The 24,715-nt window shown below is 42.5% G+C and carries 16 protein-coding genes and 3 tRNA genes; 7 read left to right on the plus strand and 12 right to left on the minus strand.

The window, feature by feature from the left end; genetic code table 11:
- Positions 1-92 precede the first annotated feature (92 nt).
- The 6 genes from H5123_RS03560 (at position 93) to panP (ending at position 9,501) form a co-directional block, all read left to right on the plus strand.
- Positions 93-1,082, plus strand: a complete 990-nt coding sequence (locus H5123_RS03560; protein ID WP_124016377.1) for a DmsE family decaheme c-type cytochrome — start codon at positions 93-95, stop codon at positions 1,080-1,082.
- A gap of 12 nt (positions 1,083-1,094) precedes the next feature.
- A complete protein-coding gene (locus H5123_RS03565; RefSeq protein ID WP_182697047.1) occupies positions 1,095-3,182 on the plus strand; it encodes an MtrB/PioB family decaheme-associated outer membrane protein in 2,088 nt (695 codons plus the stop codon).
- Between the two features lie 472 nt (positions 3,183-3,654).
- Complete coding sequence (locus tag H5123_RS03570) at positions 3,655-4,812, plus strand: sugar diacid recognition domain-containing protein (protein WP_182697048.1); 1,158 nt, start codon at positions 3,655-3,657, stop codon at positions 4,810-4,812.
- Positions 4,813-4,942: 130 nt separating this feature from the next.
- Entirely contained in the window at positions 4,943-6,301 is a 1,359-nt protein-coding gene (locus H5123_RS03575) for a GntP family permease (RefSeq protein WP_182697049.1), read from the plus strand.
- Positions 6,302-6,321: 20 nt separating this feature from the next.
- A complete protein-coding gene (locus tag H5123_RS03580) occupies positions 6,322-7,491 on the plus strand; it encodes a glycerate kinase (protein WP_182697050.1) in 1,170 nt (389 codons plus the stop codon).
- A gap of 369 nt (positions 7,492-7,860) precedes the next feature.
- A complete protein-coding gene (gene panP, locus H5123_RS03585) occupies positions 7,861-9,501 on the plus strand; it encodes a pyridoxal-dependent aspartate 1-decarboxylase PanP (protein ID WP_182697051.1) in 1,641 nt (546 codons plus the stop codon).
- 670 nt (positions 9,502-10,171) lie between these two features.
- Here panP and H5123_RS03590 read toward each other — a convergent pair.
- From H5123_RS03590 to H5123_RS03635, 10 genes are all read right to left on the minus strand, one after another.
- Entirely contained in the window at positions 10,172-10,540 is a 369-nt protein-coding gene (locus tag H5123_RS03590) for a hypothetical protein (protein ID WP_182697052.1), read from the minus strand.
- 1,992 nt (positions 10,541-12,532) lie between these two features.
- Positions 12,533-12,618 (minus strand) — tRNA-Leu (locus tag H5123_RS03595).
- A 49-nt stretch (positions 12,619-12,667) separates the two neighbouring features.
- A tRNA-Cys gene (locus H5123_RS03600) sits at positions 12,668-12,741 on the minus strand.
- A 41-nt stretch (positions 12,742-12,782) separates the two neighbouring features.
- Positions 12,783-12,858 (minus strand) — tRNA-Gly (locus H5123_RS03605).
- Positions 12,859-13,095: 237 nt separating this feature from the next.
- A complete protein-coding gene (pgsA, locus tag H5123_RS03610) occupies positions 13,096-13,644 on the minus strand; it encodes a CDP-diacylglycerol--glycerol-3-phosphate 3-phosphatidyltransferase (RefSeq protein WP_124016366.1) in 549 nt (182 codons plus the stop codon).
- A 44-nt stretch (positions 13,645-13,688) separates the two neighbouring features.
- A complete protein-coding gene (gene uvrC / locus H5123_RS03615; protein ID WP_124016365.1) occupies positions 13,689-15,521 on the minus strand; it encodes an excinuclease ABC subunit UvrC in 1,833 nt (610 codons plus the stop codon).
- Positions 15,522-15,565: 44 nt separating this feature from the next.
- Positions 15,566-16,210 (minus strand): UvrY/SirA/GacA family response regulator transcription factor, encoded by a 645-nt coding sequence (gene uvrY / locus H5123_RS03620; protein ID WP_011638098.1) that lies wholly within the window; start codon positions 16,208-16,210, stop codon positions 15,566-15,568.
- A gap of 250 nt (positions 16,211-16,460) precedes the next feature.
- Complete coding sequence (locus H5123_RS03625; RefSeq protein ID WP_182697053.1) at positions 16,461-16,880, minus strand: secondary thiamine-phosphate synthase enzyme YjbQ; 420 nt, start codon at positions 16,878-16,880, stop codon at positions 16,461-16,463.
- Positions 16,881-17,580: 700 nt separating this feature from the next.
- On the minus strand, positions 17,581-18,267 hold the full coding sequence (locus H5123_RS03630) for an LrgB family protein (protein WP_124016355.1): 687 nt from the start codon (positions 18,265-18,267) through the stop codon (positions 17,581-17,583).
- A gap of 1 nt (position 18,268) precedes the next feature.
- A complete protein-coding gene (locus tag H5123_RS03635) occupies positions 18,269-18,739 on the minus strand; it encodes a CidA/LrgA family protein (protein ID WP_182697054.1) in 471 nt (156 codons plus the stop codon).
- 106 nt (positions 18,740-18,845) lie between these two features.
- On the opposite strand from H5123_RS03635, the gene H5123_RS03640 reads away from it, so the two are divergent.
- The gene (locus H5123_RS03640; protein WP_182697055.1) at positions 18,846-19,748 is read left to right on the plus strand and encodes a LysR family transcriptional regulator; all 903 of its coding nucleotides are present in this window, start codon (positions 18,846-18,848) and stop codon (positions 19,746-19,748) included.
- 168 nt (positions 19,749-19,916) lie between these two features.
- Here H5123_RS03640 and ptsG read toward each other — a convergent pair whose 3' ends face one another.
- Together ptsG and ptsP are read right to left on the minus strand one after the other, a co-directional pair.
- Complete coding sequence (ptsG, locus tag H5123_RS03645) at positions 19,917-21,668, minus strand: PTS glucose transporter subunit IIBC (RefSeq protein ID WP_124016352.1); 1,752 nt, start codon at positions 21,666-21,668, stop codon at positions 19,917-19,919.
- Positions 21,669-21,715: 47 nt separating this feature from the next.
- Positions 21,716-24,298 (minus strand): phosphoenolpyruvate--protein phosphotransferase, encoded by a 2,583-nt coding sequence (gene ptsP / locus H5123_RS03650; protein ID WP_220487537.1) that lies wholly within the window; start codon positions 24,296-24,298, stop codon positions 21,716-21,718.
- Between the last annotated feature and the right edge of the window lie 417 nt (positions 24,299-24,715).

Here is a 24,715-nt window from a genome sequence, read left to right on the forward strand (position 1 = left end):
TTCATTGAGAGAGAAGCACAGCTTCTCTCTCATGCTATGACTTACTTCATCAAATGTTGATCATCAAAATGGACAAATTAGGAAGTCTACTTATGAAGACCACAAACTCAATCAATACCTTATTTTTCGCTCTACTGTGTCTAACAGCTTCGACTGTTTTTGTGTCGACTCACGTACAGGCGGCAAAGTGGGATGCAAGCATGACGCCGGCAGAAGTTGAAGCCACGTTAGATAAAAAATTCGCCGAAGGAAAATACTCGCCTAAAGGCGCCGACTCATGCCTGATGTGCCATAAAAAGTCTGAAAAAGTGATGGACTTATTTAAAGGCGTTCATGGCGCTATCGACTCTTCAAAAAGCCCAATGGCAGGGTTGCAGTGCGAAGCGTGTCACGGCCCGCTAGGTTCACATAATCGTGGTGGTAAAGAACCCATGATCACCTTTGGCCCTACCTCTACACTCGCTGCAGATAAGCAAAATAGTGTATGTATGAGCTGTCACCAAGATGATAAGCGGGTGGCATGGGACAGCAGCCATCATGCCAATGCTGATGTAGCTTGTGCATCTTGTCATAGCGTGCATGCCGCTCACGACCCAGTATTGTCAAAGCAAACTGAAATGGAAGTGTGTACCAGCTGCCATACCAAACAAAAAGCCGATATGAACAAGCGCTCAAGTCATCCTATGAAATGGAACCAAATGACCTGTAGTGATTGCCATAATCCACATGGCAGTTTGAGTGACTCAGATCTGGTTCAACCAACGGTTAATGAAACCTGTTACTCATGTCATGCTGAAAAACGGGGACCAAAGCTTTGGGAACATGCACCCGTTACCGAAAATTGCGTCAATTGCCACAACCCACACGGTTCGGTCAACGACGCTATGCTTAAAACTCGCGCGCCACAGTTATGCCAGCAATGTCATGCAAGTGACAACCATACCAGCAACGCTTATCTAGGTAACACGGATATGGGTTCAACTGTCAATGGCAATACCTTTACGGGTGGTCGCAGCTGCTTAAATTGTCATACTCAGATACATGGTTCAAACCATCCTTCTGGTAAATTACTGCAGCGCTAAGGAGATAATATTATGAATACTAAATTAAACCTCATTACCTTAGCGTTACTCACTAGCACCAGCTTTAGTCTTATGGCTGATGGGTATGGCCTAGCAAACGCTAAAACTGACAACATCAAATATGATGCTTGGAAATGTAAAGGCTGTGTTATCGCAACCGGTACCACTGGCACTGTTGGTGTGGGTATTGGTTACAACAGTGAAGATGATGTTCAATCCGCGAATGCATTTCATAGCAGCAATCAAACTGCAGGCAAAGTAGATGCTGATATTCGCTATCGCGGGAGTGATGGCTATCAAGCAAACGTGGCAGCCAATAACTTAGGTATGGACAACGGCCGCATGGAAATTGATGTTGGTAAACTAGGGTTGTATCGAATCAACCTTGGCTATCGATCCATTGCGACCTATCAAAGTAACAATGCATTAAGCCCTTACCAAAATATCGGTAGCGACAACCTAACTTTAGCCAGTAACTGGATTACCGCAGGTGCAAGTTCAGACATGCCAATGCTGTATAGCAGTTTAAACCCATTTGAATTGTCGCTTAAACGTGAACGTGCTGGACTTGGGTTTGAATATCAAACTGAATCAATGTTCACCACTTATGTTAATTTTCAGCGCGAAGAAAAAACGGGCACTAAGATCACCTCAGGCAGTTTCTTCACTCAATCGATGATGTTGCCAGAGCCTGTTGATTACACTACCGACATTTTAAACGCTGGGATTAAACTCCGCGGTGACAACTGGTTTACTAGTATTAACTACAATGGTTCAGTGTTTAGTAATAATAACCAGCAACTCGGCTTTGACAGTGCTTTTAATCCAACCTTTGGCGCACAAAATAGAGGTTACATTGCATTAGATCCCGATAACGAAGCTCATACCATTTCGTTGTTAGGTCAATATAACGATTCCATTACCAGTCTAAGTGGTCGTTTACTCTTAGGCCAAATGACGCAAGATCAGCAATTGACCCAATTAGGGTATAGCTACTCATTACCTGCAGACAGTATTGATGCCAAAGTCGATATCACTGGCATGACACTTAAAGCGGTAACTAAACTCAGTCGTGCATGGCGCCTCACTGGTAGCTATGATTATAACGACCGTGAAAATAATACCCAAATTGAACAATGGACCCAAATTAGCATTAGCGATGTTACCGGAAAAGTAAGGGATAACACCCCATACGATCTCACCACTCATAGAGCTAAATTATCAACTGACTACCGTATCAGCCATGGTATCAAACTCGATGCTGGTTATGATTTCAGGCGCGATGAGCGCAGTAATCAAGGTCGAGAAACCACTGACGACAATAACGTTTGGGCTCGTTTACGCCTTAATAATTTTGACATGTGGGACATGTGGCTTAAAGGCAGTTTCAGCAAAAGAGATGGTTCTGAATATAAAGCATCAGAGTCATCATCAGCGGAGCAGAATCCATTATTGCGCCGCTATTACTTAGCTGATCGCGACCGCACTCAAATTGAGGCCCGCGTTAATCATAGTCCTATGGATAATTTGAATGTCGATTTTGGAGTTCGTTATGCTCTAGATGACTATACCAACACCCAGATAGGCTTGACTGAGTCCAAAGACACTAACTACGATATCAATATTAACTACATGATTAATGACGATATCAATGCGAGCACATTTTATAACCATCAAATCATAACATCCGCTCAATCTGGCAGTGCTAATTTGAATATTGCAACTTGGCAAGCCGAGATAGAAGATACAGTTGATGTGGTTGGTGCTGGCCTAAGTTATAACAACTTAATGGACAGTCGTTTACGCTTAGGCGTAGATTATACTTACTCAGACTCAGACAGCACGACCCAAGTCAGACAAGGTATTAGTGGTGATTACGGCGACTATTTTGCCAAAGTAAATAACATTAATGTTTATGCACAGTATCAAGCAACCGAAAAAGTAGCCTTGCGAATAGACTACAAAATGGAAAAGTATCTTGATAATGACGACGCCAATGATATCGAACCCGATACCATTTGGAATGTGATGAGTTTCGGCAATTTACAGCATGACTACACAGCACACATGATTATGCTCAACGTCAGTTATAAACTGTAAGTAAAATAATAATGATGTGACAAAGTCAGTCATATTACAGAAAACGCCAACCTCTTTAGGTTGGCGTTTTGCTATCTGTCGGTTTGACATTAGCTATCGCGTAAATAGCTTTCTCGTCTAACGCTTAAGCTCATCGATTAATTTTAGAGCTTCACTGTATAAAAAACTTGCAACTCACACGCATTTAACATTATATTAACAAAGTGAATTGCTTGTGATTGAAAATTGGGCAAAAGGATTTTGCCCCCCATTTTATTTTTAATTGTTTTATGTCTCGCCTCCCCCGTCAAAATTAGCACTGCTAATCTTTATTATCTTATCGGTTATGTTCAGGTGCTTTATAGGCGAATTGTTTAGGATTAACAGTAACGGACTTTTTACTCATCAAGTCCACATTCACATCAACCAACTCCCACTAGTTAAGCAACATCAGGTATCATTCAATACCGATATTGATGACTCAGAGAAATTCATGTTTCAGATTGATACCCAAATTGCCGCTAAAATTGTCAACCGGACCATGAAAATTATTGGCCATAATATCAATGTCATGAATGCGCAAGCCGTCATACTCGGTTCAGGCGAAGTCGAGCGAATTGGCACCATACATGAGGGCGCATTATTGGCTATTAGCCAAAATCGCAATGTTGAGATCAATCAAACCATCGCTTCAAATTTACAAGGAGTGAAGCCCGGGCTTAATTTGCCATTACATTATCAAGGTCAAGTAGTTGGTGTGATTGGCATCACGGGTGAACCAGACACATTGAGCCACTATGGTGAGCTGCTTAAAATGACTGCCGAAATGATTGTTGAACAAGCTAACCTACAAGAACAATTACAATGGCAAAACCGTCAAAAAGAAGAGTTTATTGCTCAGTTGATTCATGCAAATGAGCAAGACTTACCCTCATTAAAACAATGGGCGCTGCAATTAGGTATCGATTTTAGCGTACCTAGAGTGGCGGCGATTATTGAACTCGACAGTCATAACACTTTATATCAGCAAGACAACCAGGCATTGAAACAAGTGCTGTATTTATTACAAAATCCGGTACGAGATAACTTAATTGCCATGACGTCGCTCACTCAGCTGGTAATTTTAAAACCCGCTTTTTTAGACGGAAAACAATTTGATCCTGAACTTGAAAATCAACGCATCAATAAATTACTCAAACGCTTGCCCGCGAACATGCAGCTTAGCTTGCACATTTCCTTAGGCCATTATTTCAGTGGTGATTTAGGCATCAGTTACTCTTACCGTACGGCCAAAGAAACCATGGACATTGGCAAGAAACTGCATCCGCAAAAAAGCAAATATTTATACCAAGATTACAGCTTACAGGTGCTGTTATCCGGCTTACGTCATCACTGGCGCGGTAACGCACTGGCAAGTCCCTATATGAAACTGATTGAAGTAGATAAAAACCAACAATTACAAAAAACACTCGCCGCGTATCTTGAACATATGGGTGATATACAAACCTGTGCTAACAGTCTATTTATCCATAGAAACACATTACGTTATCGATTAGATAAAATTCAAACCATCACCAATATTGATTTGCACAGCTTTAATGGATTACTGAGTTTGTATTTAGGTCAGCTCATCCACCAGCCCAGCGCTTAGTTGTGCATTAGTACAAAAATAGTCTATTTGAGTATTGTTATTAGTGCGGATGAACAAAGTAATTTATCACTAAAGGTTTACTATGATGAATAACTAAACCACTCCAATAACAATAAATAACGAGTACTCTATGGGACTAATCTTGATCTTACTCGGCGTGATCGCCTTCATCGTCATCGCCACCTCCAGATTCAAACTTCACCCTTTTTTAACCCTTATCTTAGCGTCGTTTCTCACCGCATTTGCTTATGGCTTACCCAGTAACGAAATCGCTAAAACCATCACAGGTGGTTTTGGTGGAATTTTAGGTTATATAGGCCTAGTCATTGTATTAGGAACAATTATTGGCACTATCCTTGAAAAAAGCGGCGCAGCAATCACCATGGCAGATGTTGTCATTAAATTGTTTGGTCAACGCTTTCCAACCTTAACCATGTCAATGATTGGCTATTTGGTGTCTATCCCTGTGTTTTGTGATTCAGGGTTTGTGATTTTAAACTCATTAAAGCAATCAATGGCTAACCGCATGAAAGTGTCTCAGGTTGCCATGAGTGTCGCCTTAGCAACGGGACTATATGCCACTCATACCTTTGTACCGCCAACGCCAGGCCCTATTGCAGCTGCAGGTAACTTAGGCCTTGAATCACAACTAGGGTTAGTTATTGCCGTCGGTGTGTTTGTTGCCGCGATAGCCGCTTTTGCAGGTATGTTATGGGCCAACCGTTTTGCCAACGAACAACCTGACGGCGAAGGGGCTGAAGAACTTAATGCACAACTACCAGACTTTGACGATCTGAAAAAGGCATACGGCGAATTACCTAGCCCGCTAAAAGCCTTTGCGCCAATTTTTGTGCCTATTATCTTCATTTGTTTAGGTTCTATTGCCAATTTCCCTTCAAGACCGCTTGGTGAACAAGGTTTATTCGATTTATTAGTCTTTTTAGGCCAACCGGTAAACGCCTTAATGATTGGCTTATTTTTATCATTATTTTTACTTAAAGGGACTGAAAAAATTAAAGAGTTTAGTGAACGTATTAGCCAAGGCTTAGTAGTTTCGGCGCCAATTCTATTGATCACCGGTGCTGGTGGAGCCTTCGGTGCAGTGTTAAAAGCCACTGAAATTGGTGCATTTTTGGGTAGCAGTTTATCGGCATTGGGCGTGGGTATTTTTATGCCATTTATCGTCGCGGCCGCGCTCAAATCGGCACAAGGATCATCAACCGTTGCCTTAGTCGCCACCTCGGCCTTAGTGGCTCCATTATTAGGCGATATAGGCTTAGCCTCAGAAATGGGCCGCGTCCTTACCGTTATGGCCATTGGCGCAGGGGCAATGACAGTGTCACATGCCAACGACAGTTTCTTCTGGGTTGTGACTCAGTTTAGCCGCATGAGCGTCAAACAAGCTTACCGCGCGCAAACCATGGCGACATTAATTCAAGGTATCACGGCGATGATCACCGTTTATCTACTGAGCTTAATTTTACTGTAATTTATTATTCAGAGTCTTATATGAAAATCGTTATTGCTCCAGATTCATTTAAAGAAAGCTTAAGTGCCCTTGAAGTGGCTAATGCCATTGAAGATGGCTTTAAACAGGTGTTTCCTGATGCACAATATTGCAAAGTGCCGATGGCTGACGGCGGTGAAGGTACAGTACAAGCCATGGTTGATGCTACTCAAGGGCAAATCATTAATCTTACTGTTACTGGCCCGCTGGGGTTACCTGTTGACGCTTTTTACGGTGTGTTGGGGCAACTCGATGAAGACGATAAGCAAACTGCAGTGATTGAAATGGCTGCGGCATCAGGGCTACATCTGGTGCCCGTCAATCAACGCAATCCGTTATTGACCACCAGCTTTGGCACAGGTGAATTAATTGCCGATGCGTTAAATCGCGGCATCCGTCATATTATCTTAGGTTTAGGCGGCAGTGCCACCAATGATGCAGGCGCAGGAATGATGCAAGCATTAGGGGTAACACTGAGCAATATGGCTAATGAGCCACTGCCTTTTGGTGGCGCAGCCCTTGCCGCATTGCATCATATTGATGTTCAGTCGTGCCATCCTGCCATAAAAGAGTGTGTTATTGAGGTCGCTTGCGATGTCGATAACCCATTGTGTGGTCCTCGCGGTGCCAGTGCGATTTTTGGTCCACAAAAAGGGGCCACAACCGAGATGATTGAACAGCTCGATCATGCTCTAGGCCATTTTGCTCACACGGTTAATCAACAACTTTATCAATCTGTTGATACTCACTGCCAACTGCACCCTGGGGCTGGCGCGGCTGGAGGTATGGGGTTTGGGGTGATGACAATATTAAATGCCTCCTTAAAACCTGGGGTCGATATTGTCACCAACAGTGTAAAATTAGCAGAGTATTGCCACAATGCCGATTTAGTCATCACAGGTGAAGGTCGTATTGATGGTCAAACTGTGTTTGGTAAAACCCCCATGGGCGTATTACATGTCGCTAAACAGCTCAATATCCCAGTGATTGGCATTTCTGGATGCCTAGGCCCAAATGCAGATGCGATTTTAGCCGAAGGCATGCACGCTATTTTCGCTATTATTCCGGCACTACAGCCATTAGAACAAGTGTTGTCTGAAGCACAGGTGAATCTCACCAATACCGCCCGTAATATTGCGGCAATGTTGTCATTATCATTAGTGAAAAAGTAATCCTGTCAGCATAAATATCAATTGATATTTATGCTGACTTTACAATGCTAATGAAATTTATCGCAATAGGTCTCCCCTATTGATATCCGTTTTAGATGAATAACCTAATATTGATCTCGAGTCACACATGCGCCGACCAATAACCACAATGTCATCTGCATTATCACCAAGAGTATTCTGACCACAACAGATAAGCAGTCATCAGTATTTTTTCTACCCTAACCATCAGCATTAACACGATAAATACTTGAAGCCTAACCAGCCATACAGTAAAGTTAGCACCCTCATTTCGTCCTGAAGGTGCAGCGTTAATCGTAATGCATCAGTCAATGCTAACAGGATGGAGTTTTCATCATTACGGCAAGCAAAATGACCTCGAAAATCACCCGTCAAGCATACGCTTCAGAAGACAGCTTACTGCGTATTTTTACCGCACCTGAAGATTCAACCTCGACATTGAGCATTATTGAACAGAAGTTGTCACAAGACCTTGCGGGGTTTTTAGGTAACAGCATCGCCGCACTGGAAAAGCCGCTATCAGAAATTGAAACCGATTTTAATGCTTATCAGATCCCCACCGATCCTAAGTTCGTTTCTGATTATGCCGACGAAATCATGCAAAATTTAGTGGCGCACTCAGTTCATACCGCTGCACCGAGTTTTATTGGTCATATGACATCAGCATTGCCTTATTTTGTGTTACCGCTGTCGAAGATGATGGTGGGACTGAACCAAAACTTGGTTAAAATCGAAACATCGAAAGCCTTTACGCCTCTTGAGCGCCAAGTATTAGGCATGATGCACCACTTGGTTTATCAACAATCAAACGACTTTTATGACCAATGGATGCACAGCGCAAATCATTCACTAGGCGCATTTTGTTCAGGTGGCACGGTAGCCAACATTACCGCCCTGTGGATAGCCCGAAACCGATTATTGCAACCTAGCGGCGAATTTAAAGGTATTACTCGTGAAGGCATGACCAAAGCATTACGATTTTATGGTTATGATGACCTTGCCATATTAGTGTCTGATCGGGGTCATTACTCATTAGGTAAAACGGCCGATTTATTAGGTATTGGCCGAGATAACATCATTAGTATCCCTACGGATGAAAATCATAAAGTCGATGTTGCTGCCATGCGTGCAACCGCGGCTAAACTAGCACAACAAAATATCAAAGTGATGGCGATTGTCGGCGTGGCTGGCACAACCGAAACCGGTAATGTCGATCCATTAACTGAGTTAGCCGCTTTAGCCTGCGAGTTAAATTGTCACTTTCATGTCGATGCAGCTTGGGGCGGCGCCAGTTTATTATCCAACAAATATCGCCACTTACTAAAAGGCATCGAGCTAGCTGACTCAGTCACGATCGACGCCCATAAGCAAATGTACGTGCCAATGGGCGCCGGTATGGTGCTATTTAAAGACCCAGAACTGGCCAAAGCCATTGTGCATCATGCTGAATATATTTTACGCGTGGGTTCAAAAGATTTAGGCAGTCAAACGCTGGAAGGTTCGCGCCCTGGTATGGCGATGTTAGTGCACGCTTGCCTGCAGATAATTGGTCGCGATGGCTATGAAATACTCATTAATAACAGCCTAGAAAAAGCCCGTTATTTTGCAACGATTATTGAGCAACATAAGGATTTTGAATTAGTCACTGCGCCTGAGTTATGTTTACTAACCTATCGCTACGTCCCCGCATCGGTACAAGCAATACTAACAACAGCCATATCGAATCAAGACACTGAGTTAGTTGCAACAATCAACGAACTACTGGATGGATTAACTCAATTCATTCAAAAACATCAACGTGAACAAGGCAAATCATTTGTGTCACGAACACGGATTAAACCGGCAAAATACTTGCGCCAACAAACCACAGTATTTCGTGTGGTACTCGCTAATCCGTTGACCAGTCATCAAATATTGCATGATGTGCTCACCGAACAAGTCGAAATTGCAGCCTTAGACAGCGAATATTTACCACAGCTGTTGGCGTTGTAGAGCACAGACTCATAATAACTTCGATGTTTATAGCTTGTTAGCGACCTTTTCGTCATCCCGGCAGTGTTTTCAAGCCGGGATCCCGGTGTTTTCTTTGTACTTTTGTACTTTTGTACTCATGGCCTACGGCCACTAACGTCGTGGCGCTTCGCCCACACCAGACCAAAAGGAAACCAACGGCTGTTCCCTCTTGGAACTCCCAGCCGCCCCGCAACATTTTCTGAAAAACGAAAAGTCGCCATGGGGTCAGATTTAACTTTGACCTACATTTGCAGACTGCTTCGGCCTTATTCGAAAATGCTATCTCTTCCGATAGGCCATCCATGGCCAACGAAAGCTAGCCTGACGTCCTGTCAGGCTCACGCTATTTTCTTCAACGGCCTCAAGTGCAGAGTTGAATTTATAAATCTTTAAGCAAAGCTAACTTATTTTTGGACAAAATCAATTTAGTTTTTTCGTAGGATAATCTTCATTTCGGATAACCAAAAATAATTCAAAACTTATGAAGCATCAGTATTCTATAAACTTTAGCATAACAAACAATAGTGGCGCTGGCACAAACTGGCCGCTACTATGCAACTCTTCTGGCCTGGTGAAGCAGCTTTAGTTAAGATAAAGCTACAAGATAAGTGGGGCTGATGGAGAGGAGATTAAATCATTCGACACTAAATTAATATTGGGGATAAAAATAGATAATAATTTGACAGCTTATTATAATACCCGCGCCACCCATGAGGAATAGTAAGAAATTCACTATTTTCCTTTTAGAGACATCGACCTTTTCAAGATCCTTATATATTAAAAATTTCCTAGCTAAAAATAAATTCGTACCCCACCCTAAAAATGGGATTAGTATGCCTGCGTAAAACACGTTACCTAAAACAAGAATAGAAATTAATATTGCAATAGAGGATAGTATTGCTGACAAAGTTAATATGAAATCCATCTCAACAAACAGCATCGCCCCACGCCCCCAAGAATGTAATTTATTTCGATAGCTATTACTCAGATATAGCTTCAGCAAACTAATAATACTCAAAATATCACTCCTCAGTAATTTGGACAATAACACCCACAGATCAGCATTTCACAGTAGAGTTAATCTCTGATTTAAAAAATGTTATGCCTACCATAGAAACTATCGGCAATATCACGCTTCATCTGAACCAATCGTTGAATTTTTTGATAGTTTGATTGGATGCACCTCTTATAATTACCCACTCATTCATTGTTGATCCTGTGACAGCCTGAGCAACAAAAACACCTTTGCCCTGATACTCAGTAATGTATTCTGCAGTATTATCTCGTGGCCAGTCATACACACCATAAACTTGCTAATCGTAAGATATCTACACTCCCTAATCTATATCTTATAACATGCTGAAACAGGGGCGGATACGCCAAATATCTTCTATTTTGAATAGTCTTTTTTGTCACTTTGGATGGCCTTTGTTCTAAGCGTCCATATCAACCTCTTCATGTTGTGGTGAATAGACACTTAAAGGGGCGAAAAGGAGTTCTTAATTGGATAAACATTGATTACAAAATCTCATAAATTAATTAAATTTGGGAAATGTAAAAAAATGAAGTGCTAAATCGTTATGGGGCATAAATGAGTTTGCCTACTTAATTGAAAATGGACAAATTCAACTCTGAACTTGAGGCCGTTGAAGACTCTTTATAAAAGAATGCGTGAGCTGGCCATGGATGGCCCGCTAGCTTTCGCGGTACAGGATGTACCATCGGAAGCGTTAGCATTTTCGAATAAGGCTGAGGCAGAAGTCAAGTGCGGTCAAAAGCTGGATCAATCCCCATTGCGACCTTTTCGCTGCTGTTGTTTTGTAAATAGCGAAAATGTTGCGGGGCGGCTGGGAGTTCCAAGAGGGAATAGCCGTTGATTTCCTCTTGGTCTGGTGTGGGCGAAGCACCACGACGTTAGTGGCCGCAGGTCATAGTCTAACCAACTTTGGGGCAAAACCAAGTTCGCTGTTAACTTAACATTCGTACCAAATGAAGCTAAATCGAAGAGATAGCATGAACCAGTGTAGATGCGACTGAGGGTATCGAAAACAGGGACGTTTTCGTTAAGCGTCCCGAAGCAGTATCTGCACATAAGCCCACTGCAGGTGATTGACTGCATTGAAGCTTCAAGCTTCGAACTCATTTAACCAATACCCACTCAGCTAAACACGACTCAACCAAACATAAAAATGCCAAACCTTCATTCGAAGGCCAAAAAACTTCGGGCACAAATGTGTTACATACCTTGCTTGTAAAAAGTGAGATTCAATTCTGAACTTGAGGTCGTTGAAGAAAATGACATGTAACTAACATTCTATGGTCACATCATACATAAATATCACTGTGCTAATTGTGAAACCAAACAACCTACCTACTTTCCGAATCACCCGCGCTTATAGCCGCGTAGCGAACTAGTAAGACGAAGTCCGCTCTAGTATCTAGGTTCTCGACACACCACTCTCTATTGCTAGAGATTATAATGGTACCCGAGGCCGGACTTGCACCTGAACGCCTGATGTTCAACCAGAGCGCGAGGGATTTTATCTTCTCTGCTTATATCTTCTTACCTTTGAATATATAAGCTAAATTGCAGATATAAAAAAGCCCCAACTAATGTTGAGGCTTCTTTACACCACTCTCTATTGCTAGAGATTATAATGGTACCCGAGGCCGGACTTGCGCCTGTACGCCTGATGTTCAACCAGAGCGCGAGGGATTTTATCTTCACTGCTTATGTCTTCTTACCTTTGAATATATAAGCCAAATTGCAGACATAAAAAAGCCCCAACTATTGTTGAGGCTTCTTTACACCACTCTCTATTGCTAGAGATTATAATGGTACCCGAGGCCGGACTTGAACCGGCACGCCTGATGTTCAACCAGAGCGCGAGGGATTTTATCTTCTCCGCTTATATCTTCTTACCTTTGAATATACAAGCCAAATTACAGACGTAAAAAAGCCCCAACTATTGTTGAGGCTTTTTTACACCATACTTACGTATGTAAATGATGGTACCCGAGGCCGGACTTGAACCGGCACGCTTATTCAGCGAGGGATTTTAAATCCCTTGTGTCTACCGATTCCACCACTCGGGCAAAGTGTTGTTTTAACCGCTACTAAGAGTAACCATTAAACGCAATTTTGTGGAGGCGCGACCCGGAGTCGAACCGAGATAGACGGATTTGCAATCCGTAGCATAGCCATTCTGCCATCGCGCCATCTTTAACCAAATTCAAATCCATCGGATAAGATAAGAAATTGGAGCGACATATCGGGTTCGAACCGATGACCTATACCTTGGCAAGGTATCGCTCTACCAACTGAGCTAATGTCGCGTATTCAATCATTTTTATGCTTCATTACATCAAAAAGAAAGGTATCGTTTTTCAACCTATCTGACTGAGCTAACTATTCATAAATCGTGTTGGTTAACATCGTACCCTAGGGCTTGTTGTTGACTCATCACTTGTCTACGGGGTGGCATTCTACCGAATTAACCTCGTGTGTCAATTATTGATTTATGCATTTTTGACTGTTTGCACACTAAATAATCTTATTGAACTATTATTACGCTATTCTGCCGTTAAATCTTTCCAAGCTGCTGAAATGTAACTCATCATCGACCAGAACGTCAGCGCTGCTGCAATATAAAACAACCCATAAGCCACATCAGTTAACCAAGGTGTAGGCTTCCAAATTAATCCAATAATGGCGATCATTTGCGTGGCTGTTTTGTATTTACCGATCCAAGACACCGCAACAACACCGCGTTTACCTATTTCAGCCATCCATTCACGCAAGGCTGAAATAACAATTTCGCGGCCAATCATAAATAATGCAGCTAAGGTTAAATACACATTGTCATTTTGCTGAACCAACAACACTAATGCTGTCGACACCATCACTTTGTCAGCTACAGGATCTAAAAAAGCCCCAAATCGGGTTAATTGGCCGAGTTTACGAGCAGCATAGCCGTCTAACCAATCGGTCAAAGCGGCCAGCCAAAAAATAAATGCCGAAACAAATGGTGCCCATGAATATGGTAAATAGAAAACCGCGATGAATACAGGTAACAAAGCAATACGGAATAATGTCAGTGCAATAGGTAAATTAAACGGCATAAAAAGACCAATTTGTCAGAAGCAGCGCCAATCTTGCCTTAATTTTAGCCCCCTCGCAATGCATCATGAATTGTTTGTGCCATTTCTAAGCTAATTCCGGGAACTTTTGTCAATTCTGCCACGCTAGCGCCCTTCACCTCTTGTATTCCGCCTAAATGTTGCAACAAAGCTTTACGTCTTTTAGGTCCGACGCCGGCGATAGATTCTAAGGTTGAGGTGTTACGCGTTTTCTGACGTTTATTACGGTGTCCGGTAATCGCAAAGCGATGGGACTCATCACGAATATGCAACATTAAATGAAATGCTGGTGAATCACTCGCAATATCAAAACTTTGCTCACTGCCACCAACTATAAAGGTTTCAAGCCCTGCTTTACGGCCCTCACCTTTGGTCACGCAAATGAGTAACGGTGGATGGTCGATATTGACACACTTCTCATCGACAATCGTTTGCGCCACTCTTAATTGACCAATACCACCATCAATAAAGACTAAGTCAGGTATTTTGCCATTATTATCAATTTTGTCGAAGCGACGACTGATTGCTTGTTCCATCGCGGCATAATCATCTCCCCCCGTGATGCCGGTAATGTTGTAGCGGCGATAATCGGCTTTATGTGGCCCTTCACGATTAAACACCACACAGGAGGCAACAGTGCTTTCGCCCATAGTGTGGCTAATATCAAAACATTCCATTCGCTTAATCGGCTCATTAAGCTCAAGTGCCTCTTCAAGCAATTGGAATCGTTGCTCAACCGTGTTTTTATGCGACAACCTGGTGGCAACAGCATTACTCGCATTGGTCATCGCTAAGCGTAAGAAATTAGCTCTGTCGCCGCGCACTTGGGTTTTTAACTCAAACTTTTTATCCAGTGCATGCTCTATCGATGCTTCCAACTCTTTTATGCCATCAAAGTGATGGCTGAGAATGACTTCTTTAGGAATAGTGCGCTGGATATCCGCGTTTAAATAAAACTGACCTAAAAATGACGACAGCACTTCTTCGATTTCAGTTTCTGCTGGTACAGAAGGATAATAACTACGACTGCCAAAGATTTTACCGTCGCGAATGAACAATAGATGAAAACAGGCAATACCAGAGGCGTAATCGACACCAATGACATCCATATCACCTTTATGATTAGACACTTCTTGCTGCTCTGCTACACGCCTTAATGCGGTAATTTGGTCACGATACTGAGCCGCTCGTTCGTATTCCATCTCAATTGCAGCGGTTTCCATTTTCGCCACCAGCTGAGATATCACTTGCTTGTCTTTGCCGCGTAAAAATAAACTGGCTAATTTGACCTGCTCACTGTATTCCTCATCACTGACAATCCCCACACAAGGCGCACTGCAACGATCCAGTTGATACTGTAAGCAAGGACGAGAACGCGATTTATAGTACAAATCATCACACTGGCGGATAGGAAACAGTTTTTGCATTAAGTGCAAACTTTCACGCACTGCGCCGCCATTGGGATAAGGACCAAAATAATGGCCTTTTTCACGCTTTGGACCGCGATGATATGCCAATCGAGGATGCTTATGGCCGCTCAATAAAATATACGGATAAGACTTATCATCACGCAGCAACACATTGTATTTAGGCATGTACTGTTTGATGTAATCGTTTTCAAGCAATAACGCATCGGTTTCGCTGTGCGTAACGGTTACATCAATATGATCGATATGCGAGACCAATGCTTGGGTTTTTACATTGGCAATGTTAGCTCGAAAATAAGAAGTCAGGCGTTTTTTGAGATCTTTGGCCTTACCAACATAAATAACCTGCTGGCGCTTATCGTACATACGATAAACACCAGGTGCTGAGGTAACATTTTTTAAAAAAGATTTGGCGTTAAAACCACTGGACATGATTAAAGCTACTTAATGCGTTGCGAGGAATACACTATTCCTGACTAAAATGAACCTGTATCAAGCATTTTGTAACGGATAGCTAAACGGGTTAACTCAACGTCACCGCCGATCCCAAGCTTAGCGAATAACCGATAACGATAGCTATTGACGGTTTTCGGGCTTAAATTTAATTTTTCAGAAATGTCATTCACCTTCTCGCCATTAGTAATCATCATCATGATTTGTAATTCACGTTCAGACAAACTGCTAAATGGGTTCTCATCAGAGTGATTAAATTGGCTCAACGCCATTTGCTGAGCAATTTCAGGCGATAAATACCGCTGACCACGGGCCACTTGAGTAATAGCACGCAACACTTCAGGTGATGTTGACCCTTTGGTCAAATAACCAGAAGCTCCCGCCTGCATCACTTTGGTCGGAAATGGGTCTTCAGTCTGCACCGTTAACACGATAATTTTTGCATCAGGTTGATAACGTAAAATTTTACGGGTAGCTTCTAAGCCGCCCATACCTGGCATATTCATGTCCATTAAAATGACATCAGCTTCATTCTGTCGAGACCACTGTACTGCTGTTTCTCCATCTGGCGCTTCACCGATGACTTTAATACCGCGTTCATCTTCCAAAATACGACGGATCCCCGTTCTCACGAGTTCATGGTCGTCAACCAAATATACAGATATCACGTTAACCCACCTATTATTATGCGTAATTCATTTTTGAATTTTAGGGCCGTTTTTTTATATATAAAACATTTGCCTGCGAAATGTTATTTCAATATTTCGCAGCTAAAAGTTACATTCATTTCATCTCACTTATCTGAATGAATTTAACATCTTTACATTTACTTACACAAGCAAAGTCACCATTGACCGCAAAAGATGCATATAAAACAAACAGCTTTGTTACCTAAGTATTACAATTTAACCTTTTTAATCATTCACCTTGAAGCGTCGCAATTATCGTGCGCGCCGCAGCATGATCACGATGCTCGCATAAATATAACCCTTGCCAGAGACCTAGGTTCAATCGTCCGTTGGTAATTGGAATAGACTGACTAGAACCAATCAAGGTCGACTTGATATGAGCAGGCATATCATCTTCACCTTCAAAAGTATGCTCAAAGTATGGCGCACCTTCTGGTACTAGCACATTAAAATGTCGCTCCATATCACCACGCACTGTCGGATCGGCATTTTCGTTAATGGCCAGTGATGCCGAAGTATGCTGAATAAACACATGCAATAAGCCAACCTTGATATCTCTTAGCTGTGGTAGCTTCGCAATCACTTCATCGGTGATTAAATGAAATCCACGCCGGTGAGGCTTAAGTGCTATCTCTCGTTGAAACCACATCACATAAATCCTATATCCAGGCAACACTCGTAAGCACTAAACGCGTATACGACTAATTATTAACAATATATTTTGCCGCACTGCGGTCAATGATACATCAGAATGAGGTAACGTTTAACATAGTAATCCATCTAGTTTTTACTGAGCAGCTTAACAATAAATAGTACCATCAATAGTTGCGACTAAAATACAACTATTGCGTCACACTATAACGATTGGCAGTAATAATAAAAAGTTGTCTGACTATGGAGCAACCCACTCAACACCTTTATTGATAGCCCAGCGTTTTTGGAATATTGATTATCGTTTGTCATGCCAGCGATATCGCCATATGGCCACGATATGCACCACTGGCCATTAAGCGATTAACGACCAGCACACAGTTACCCGAATGTCTTAGCAACAAACAAAAAAGCCCCATGATTTAAATGAGGCTTAAGGTCATATTAATTAACTACACAGATACAAGATTACTTTTTTGTGAACCATGATGACCATCACGCTTCCAATTGACATCAAGTAATTCGGAGCCCGATAAGCTAATCAACTCGACATTTGTATTATGCTTTATCGGGCTAACCCTATGCTCTGGGGAATCATCAATTTACATTTAGACTCCATAAAATCACTAGCTAGTACGACCTGTAAGCCTACGGTTTGGGCTGTTGTGATTTCAATATACAAAGCCAAACACTCGCGATTAAAAAAGCAATGCAAATAAGGGCGCGGTAATGACCATGGCAATACCGGTAAAAATCATGGTTAAACTGGCGATAACGCCTTCTTCCCGGCCAATTTGATTCGCTTTAGCCGCTCCAGCGCCATGTGCTGATGCACCTAAAGAAATCCCTCTGGCTAAGCTGCTTTTTATGTTCGCGGCTTTAAAAAGGGGATCGCAAATCAGCATGCCCATAATACCTGTCACTAAAACTAACATTGCGGTTAATTCCGGTATACCACCAAATGCGCTCGTAGCCTCAATCGCAAACGGAGTTGAAACCGATCTAACAATCAAGCTTTTAGACAGCTCTGACGGCATATGGGTAAATTGAATAATCAACCATGACGATCCCACGCCCAAACATAACCCCACTATCACCCCGATACTGATGGTTAATGGGTAGCGCTTAATTAATGCGCGCTCCCGATAAATGGGTACCGCAAACGCGATAGTCGCAGGAGCCAATAACGCAGGTAGCCAATGGGTAAATTGAAAGTAGTCAGCCAATGGGATTTGAAATATTACCACGGTCAGCAAAATAATCGTCGGTGCCATTATGATCGGAGCAAACCAAACACGTTGCCGGCGTAGATAAAGTCGCTTACTAAAGTAATAGCCTGCCAATGTGAGTAACAAACACAAAAAGCCTAATAATGAACCATTCATGCTACTGCCTATTGTATTCAAAATTGAGCGGAGTTTCTTTAAGGTGTAAGCGCTGTGATGTAATGCTGTTTAACCTTTGTTTACGTTCAAACTTAAATAACTTATCAACGATAAATGCCGTGCCTAATAACATGCTAGTGCTGGCCAGTAACATGCATACAATCAGCTCAGCACCATAGCTTTCGAGTATTAATTGATATTTGGTAATCGCCACAACTGGCGGAATAAAAAATAGCAATAAATCACCAATTAACCATGCTGAACCTTGGTTAACGATTTTTTCGGGTACCCAGTGGCATGACAATAAGACGAATAGAATGCCTAAGCCTATAACGCTACCAGGAATAATTGAATCAACAGATTGAGCAGCCCACTGACATAACCAAGCAAATAGGCACAGACCACTCACTTGAATGAATAAGGTTGTTTGGCACTTTAAAAAGGCGCTATGGGTATTTAATGAAGATAACATTTGATTTCACACTGGGTGTTTTTAGTTGATATGAACAGTTTACTCTTGCTTAATTCATAAAAAAAATGAATATTAATGATTGATTGAATCACTTTTGGTTATGCATATGGATCTTAAAGCACTGCACTATTTCACTGAGGTTGTTAACGCCGGTGGTTTCGCTAAAGCGTGTCATGCGGCATTTGTTACTCAACCCGCTCTCTCAAAGGCAATACGCTTGCTTGAAGAAGAACTTGATATGGTATTACTAGAGCGCGGAAAACGCGGCTCTCAGATCCGCTTAACTGAAGCTGGGCAAGTTGTTTATCGCCATGCGTCTACTTTGTTAGACGGTCGCCAACTGATGATAACCGAGCTGGATCATTTGCGAAATTTAAGTGGCGGTTTACTTAAATTAGGCTTAGCTCCCTTAGGCAGCGCCGAATTATTTGCTCCAGTAATAGCAAAATTTAGGCAGCTACATCCTAACGTTGAATTGCAGTTACTGGTGCGCGGCGGGATTGAACAAACAGTGGCCTTACATAAAGATGAAATTGAACTTGCAACAGGCATCATTGATTTTGACGATGAATTTGATGGTATTCGCGTACGTAATGATTCAATGGTGGTCGTATTGCCTTCGGCCCATGTGCTCGCGAGTAAATCAATACTCCAACTCAGTGAGCTTAATCTATTGGCTCAAGTGATGTTTGAACCCGAATATGCCCTATATGAGCTGGTACTTGAGGCATGTGCAAAGGCGGGATTTAAGCCAACAAATATCACTCGAGTCAGTCATGCTGATTTTGGTATTGCCCTGGTAGCCGCTGGCACAGGAGTCATGATATTGCCAAAAATTATTGCCGAACGATATCGAGTTGGCGCGGTTGTCAATATTCCTTTAGCAAGTGAAGACTTACGCTGGGAATTATCATTGTTTTGGCGTAAGCAAAAGCATTTGTCTTTTGCCGCGCAAGCAATGATAGCGCTGATTAAGCAGCACTTGAGTCAATTAGAGAGTGAAACGTAAATATAGTACGTTCTACACTCGAGATAAGAGATGCGATAAGTGAGGAAAAACGGCAGGCACCACACTAAAAAAAACGCCTATTGGCTATCAATAGGCGCTTGAGGACGTAAACACTGATTTAACCGTTACAGGTAAAAAACACCATTATTAATGGCTTGAACCTCAGGTTTAATCGGCAAAAGTCTCGTTCAATACATTGGCGATACCCGCAGTATTGGCACTAAAAATTAAATGCACCAAATTCGGATTTAATACCAATATGGCTTCAATTCCCTGAGCTTGCAAAGCCGTCTTATCTAATTGACTTGCATCTTTCACTTCAAGGCGTAAACGATTATCCGCAATAGCACGACAGGAACTGACTTCACCTAAAAGTGGTTGAATGGCAAGCGCTTGCTGGCGATCACTCGACGTAATGTTAACGGCATCCGTTTCTGTGCTTGCCACAGGACCAGCAACAACATAACCACCAGAAGCGAGCATTTCATCAATTTCAGTGCGTGACACTTCGGCGATAGTTCCCACAATAGCTTGTACGGCATTGCCTGAAATCAACACACCACTAGCGCCGAGTTGCTTCAATCTCGCCTGATCCACTTTACTGGTATCAACCACATCCATACGTAAACGGGTGATACAAGAATCAACATTGGTTAAATTCTCAGGGCCACCAAAGGCTTCAATAAAGTTACGCGCTCTTTCCGTTCCTTGTGTTGATACAACCTCTAATTCAATATCCATGCGTCCAGGCGTTTTCAAATCGAACTTTAAGATTAAGAATCTAAATACCATGTAATACAGCACAGCATAAATGAGGCCTAAAACAACCAATAACCAGATTTTTTGCGAGTGACCAGAAAGAACAAGGAAATCGATTAAGCCATGCGAAAACGAGGTTCCATGAACCACACCCAACATATTCACTAAAACATAAGCAAAACCAGCCATTAATGCATGCACAACATACAGTAACGGTGCCGCAAATAAGAAAGCAAACTCAATAGGTTCAGTGATCCCGGTTAAGAATGCAGTTAACGCCGCCGAAATCATGATACTGCCGACCATCACTCTATTTTCTGGGCGCGCAGTATGCCAAATCGCCATTGCAGCAGCTGGTAAACCAAACATTTTAAATAAGTAACCGCCGGCTAATTGACCAAAACCATTACCCGCAGCTCGGCTAGCATCGTCTGCTTGCAAATAACATGTCAGTACGCCTGTTGCCGGTTTCCCTAAACTGTCAACACAATTACCCGCTTCGAAGAAGAAAGGCACGTTCCATACATGGTGCAAACCAGCTGGAATTAACGAGCGTTCTACCACACCGTAAATACCAAAGGCTAATGTTGGATTTTGATATGCCGCCCAATGAGAAAATGCAGCAATAGCATTGCCTATCGGAGGCCAAATAAACGATAAGATAACGCCAGCAAAAATCGCTCCAAAACCGGTAATAATAGGTACACTTCGTTTACCAGAGAAGAAGCCCAGATAAGAAGGCAATTGAATTTTAAAGAAGCGGTTAAATGTCGAAGCCGCAATTGCACCTGCAATCATACCGCCAAACACCCCGACATCTGTGCCTGGTTCAAGTACACCAATGGTTCTAACCATGATGGCGTATCCAACCAATGCCGCCATAGCAGCCACACCATCATTTTTAGCAAAACCTAACGCAATACCTATGGCGAAAAGTAATCCCATGTTGCCAAAGATAGCTTCCCCCGCTTGGACCATTAACACATTGACGATATCGGGTAATACGCTAAAACCTGCGCTCCCAACACCTAACAGAATACCCGCGACAGGTAATACAGAAACCGGCAACATAACCGATTTACCCACTTTTTGTAACACCGAAAATGCGCCACTCATCATGGCCTTCTTCGGCTTAGCTGTTTTTATTGTTTTAGATGTCATAATACAACCTTAGAAATTTCAATAGATAACCAAGTGATCAACGCTTTTTAGATCTCGCCTTTAACAGCTATTAGCGTATTAGGATCTCGCATTAATGCTCGAACATCTTTGGCATCTGCGCAGCTCATCGCTTTAGCAGCGATAAGCTGACAAGCTTGCTGATTTAGATGACGTACTTGATGTTTCACTTCAGGGATCGAAGGCACACTCACGGACAATTCATCAATGCCTAAACCAACCAATATCGGCACTGCATCTTTTTCGCCAGCCAAGCCACCACAAATACCAGCCCACTTACCTTTGGCGTGCGCGGCTTTAACGGTCATATCGATAAGGCGTAATACTGCTGGGTGTAAGCCATCAGCAATGGCAGCCAACTTTGGGTGACCACGATCAATCGCTAAAGTATATTGAGTTAAATCGTTGGTACCGATAGAGAAAAAGTCAACATGCTCAGCTAATACATCTGCCATTACAGCAGCTGATGGCACTTCAATCATGATACCAATCTGAATACCACTGATATCAATCGCCAATTTTTCGGCTTCTTCTTTTACCACTTGTTTGGCTAACTTAAGCTCGAACAAAGACGCCACCATAGGGAACATAATGCGTAAGTTACCTGCATCGGCCGCTTTCAATAAGGCTCGTACTTGTTGGCGTAATACTGCCGGTTTATCTAAACCAACCCGGATCCCTCGCTCTCCAAGGAATGGGTTATCCTCTTTAGGCAAAGGTAAATACGCTAAGGGCTTATCACCGCCGACATCTAACGTGCGCACCACCAATGGTCGCTGGCCTAAGGTCTGCAGTACCGCACGATAGACTTGCTCCTGTTCATCTTCTGAAGGAGCAACAGATTGATCTTGATATAGAAACTCTGAGCGTAATAAGCCAACGGCTTCACCACCCATGTCGACTAATTTCTGGGCATCGCTGACTTTGGCAATATTACCGGCGATTTCAAACCGTACTCCATCCAAGGTCACGGCTGTTTCATCTTTTTGCGCAAAAGCTAAGGCTTTTTGTTCTTCCGCAGCATCTTTAATGACGTTCAATTCAGTCATTTCAGCTTCGGTTGGCGACAATAATAGGTAGCCTTTAGCGGTGTCGAGTAATACCTCGGTACCGTGCAAGGACATGATCTTAGCTTCAACGCCAGCCATAGCAGCAATGCCCATTGCTCTTGCCAAAATAGCACTGTGGCTCGATGCCCCACCTAATGTGGTGCAGATGCCTTTAACAAATGCAGGATTGAGTTTTGCGGTATCAGAAGGGGTTAAATCTTTAGCGACTAGAATAGTATTTTCAGGGAGATCAGTAGGAATCGTGTCTTGAGATAATCCCGCCATAATCCGTGAGACACGGTTGCCGACGTCCATAAGATCCGTTGCACGTCCAGCCAACAAGGGATTATCCATCCCAGCAAGTTTGTCGGCTTGGCGGCAGATGCTCTTACTCCAAGCATACGGGGCTGACTTGCCTTGTTGTAATTCAATAATACAATCGTCGTACAAATCTGGATCTGACATTAGCTCTTGATGAGCGACAAAAATATCGGCTTTTTGCCCCATATTTTTGCGCTGTAATTCTTCAACTAACTCAGCTAAAGTGGCATCGGCTATTTTCATCGCATCGTCAAGAATGTTTTGCTCAACCTGTGCGTCATCAGCAAAAGTGTCAAATTTAGGCACCTCAGCGTTAATCACATATAAACGCCCTCTCACTTGACCTGGTGATGCCTCTACCCCAATTAACTGACGTGGATCTTGGCTTGTTTGCAGTAGCAGTGACGGCTCGGAAAAAGGATCAAAATCACTTTTAACCTTGTTAGTCACCTGTGATGCATCTGCGCCCTCTTCACCTAAACCTGAGCTTATCGCCTCAGCTAATGCCGCGATTGCCGCTTGTTGATCTTTGCCTTTAGCGAGAATAACAATCTGCTCCCCAAAAGCGATGTCTAACCCCATCAGACCAACCACACTGCGGGCATTGACTTGCTTGCCTGCTTTTTCAATCATCACGTCACATTCAAATGACTTAATCGCGGTAACGATGGCGGCAGCGGGGCGAGCGTGGATACCGGTTGGATTAATGACAACGATAGGGTCTGAGCTTATCATGTCATCTGACTTTGTTACCGCTTCACCTGCCGCAGCTAACTCAGCACTAAACAACAAATCTCCGGCGTTAACACATTTTTCCATGGTCGGAGTTAAGTTAATAATTCTTGTCATATCGGTAAGCAGTACCACTGTACGCAAACTTTTGACGCTACAACCTACTTTATCTAAATCTAACTCAATGAGTGGCGTTTTGGCTTTGACAACATCCCCCACCTTAACCAAAGCCTTAAAACCTTCGCCTTTCAATTTAACGGTGTCGACACCTATATGAACCAGAATCTCAATGCCTGTGGCAGTTAATAAGGTCACGGCATGCTTTGAAGGGTGTATTTGACTAATAGTGGCATCACATGGCGCGTGAAGTATGTTTTCAATGGGGTCTATCGCTAGACCATCGCCGACCATCTTTTGTGAAAATGCGGCATCAGGAACCTGACTCAGTGGACAGCAAACTCCTGTGAAAGGGGCGAGCAACTGAATAGTGGTTGAAGTTTTTTTGTTCATTGGAACTCCGAATTAAACACTTAACTGCATAATATTAGTGTATTTTTTATTTATTGCAGTGGAATAGGTAAAGTAAAAAAGCGGCTGCTTACATTTTTACTCACTATTCCAATATCAATCAGACTATTAGTACAACTTAATGTACTTATTAAGGAGACCAACGATTACCACTCCTTAATTTGTAGGAATAACTACACTATTTGGTTGAAACCTCGAATAGTCGAGGTGACTACGTGAGTGATCAGACATCAATTTAACAAAGCTAAGATGTGATGTCACAATCAGATCTCCAAGATATGATGTCGGTAACAAAATTACCTAATTGTTACCAACATCCTAAATAGTTCAAACCATCGATAAAGGTTAAAAACCATCCTTTTATGTGGATTTCACTCACTCATTTTTCATAAAATCGAA

This window comes from Shewanella sp. SR43-4, assembly GCF_014163845.1.
GTDB lineage: Bacteria > Pseudomonadota > Gammaproteobacteria > Enterobacterales > Shewanellaceae > Shewanella > Shewanella vesiculosa.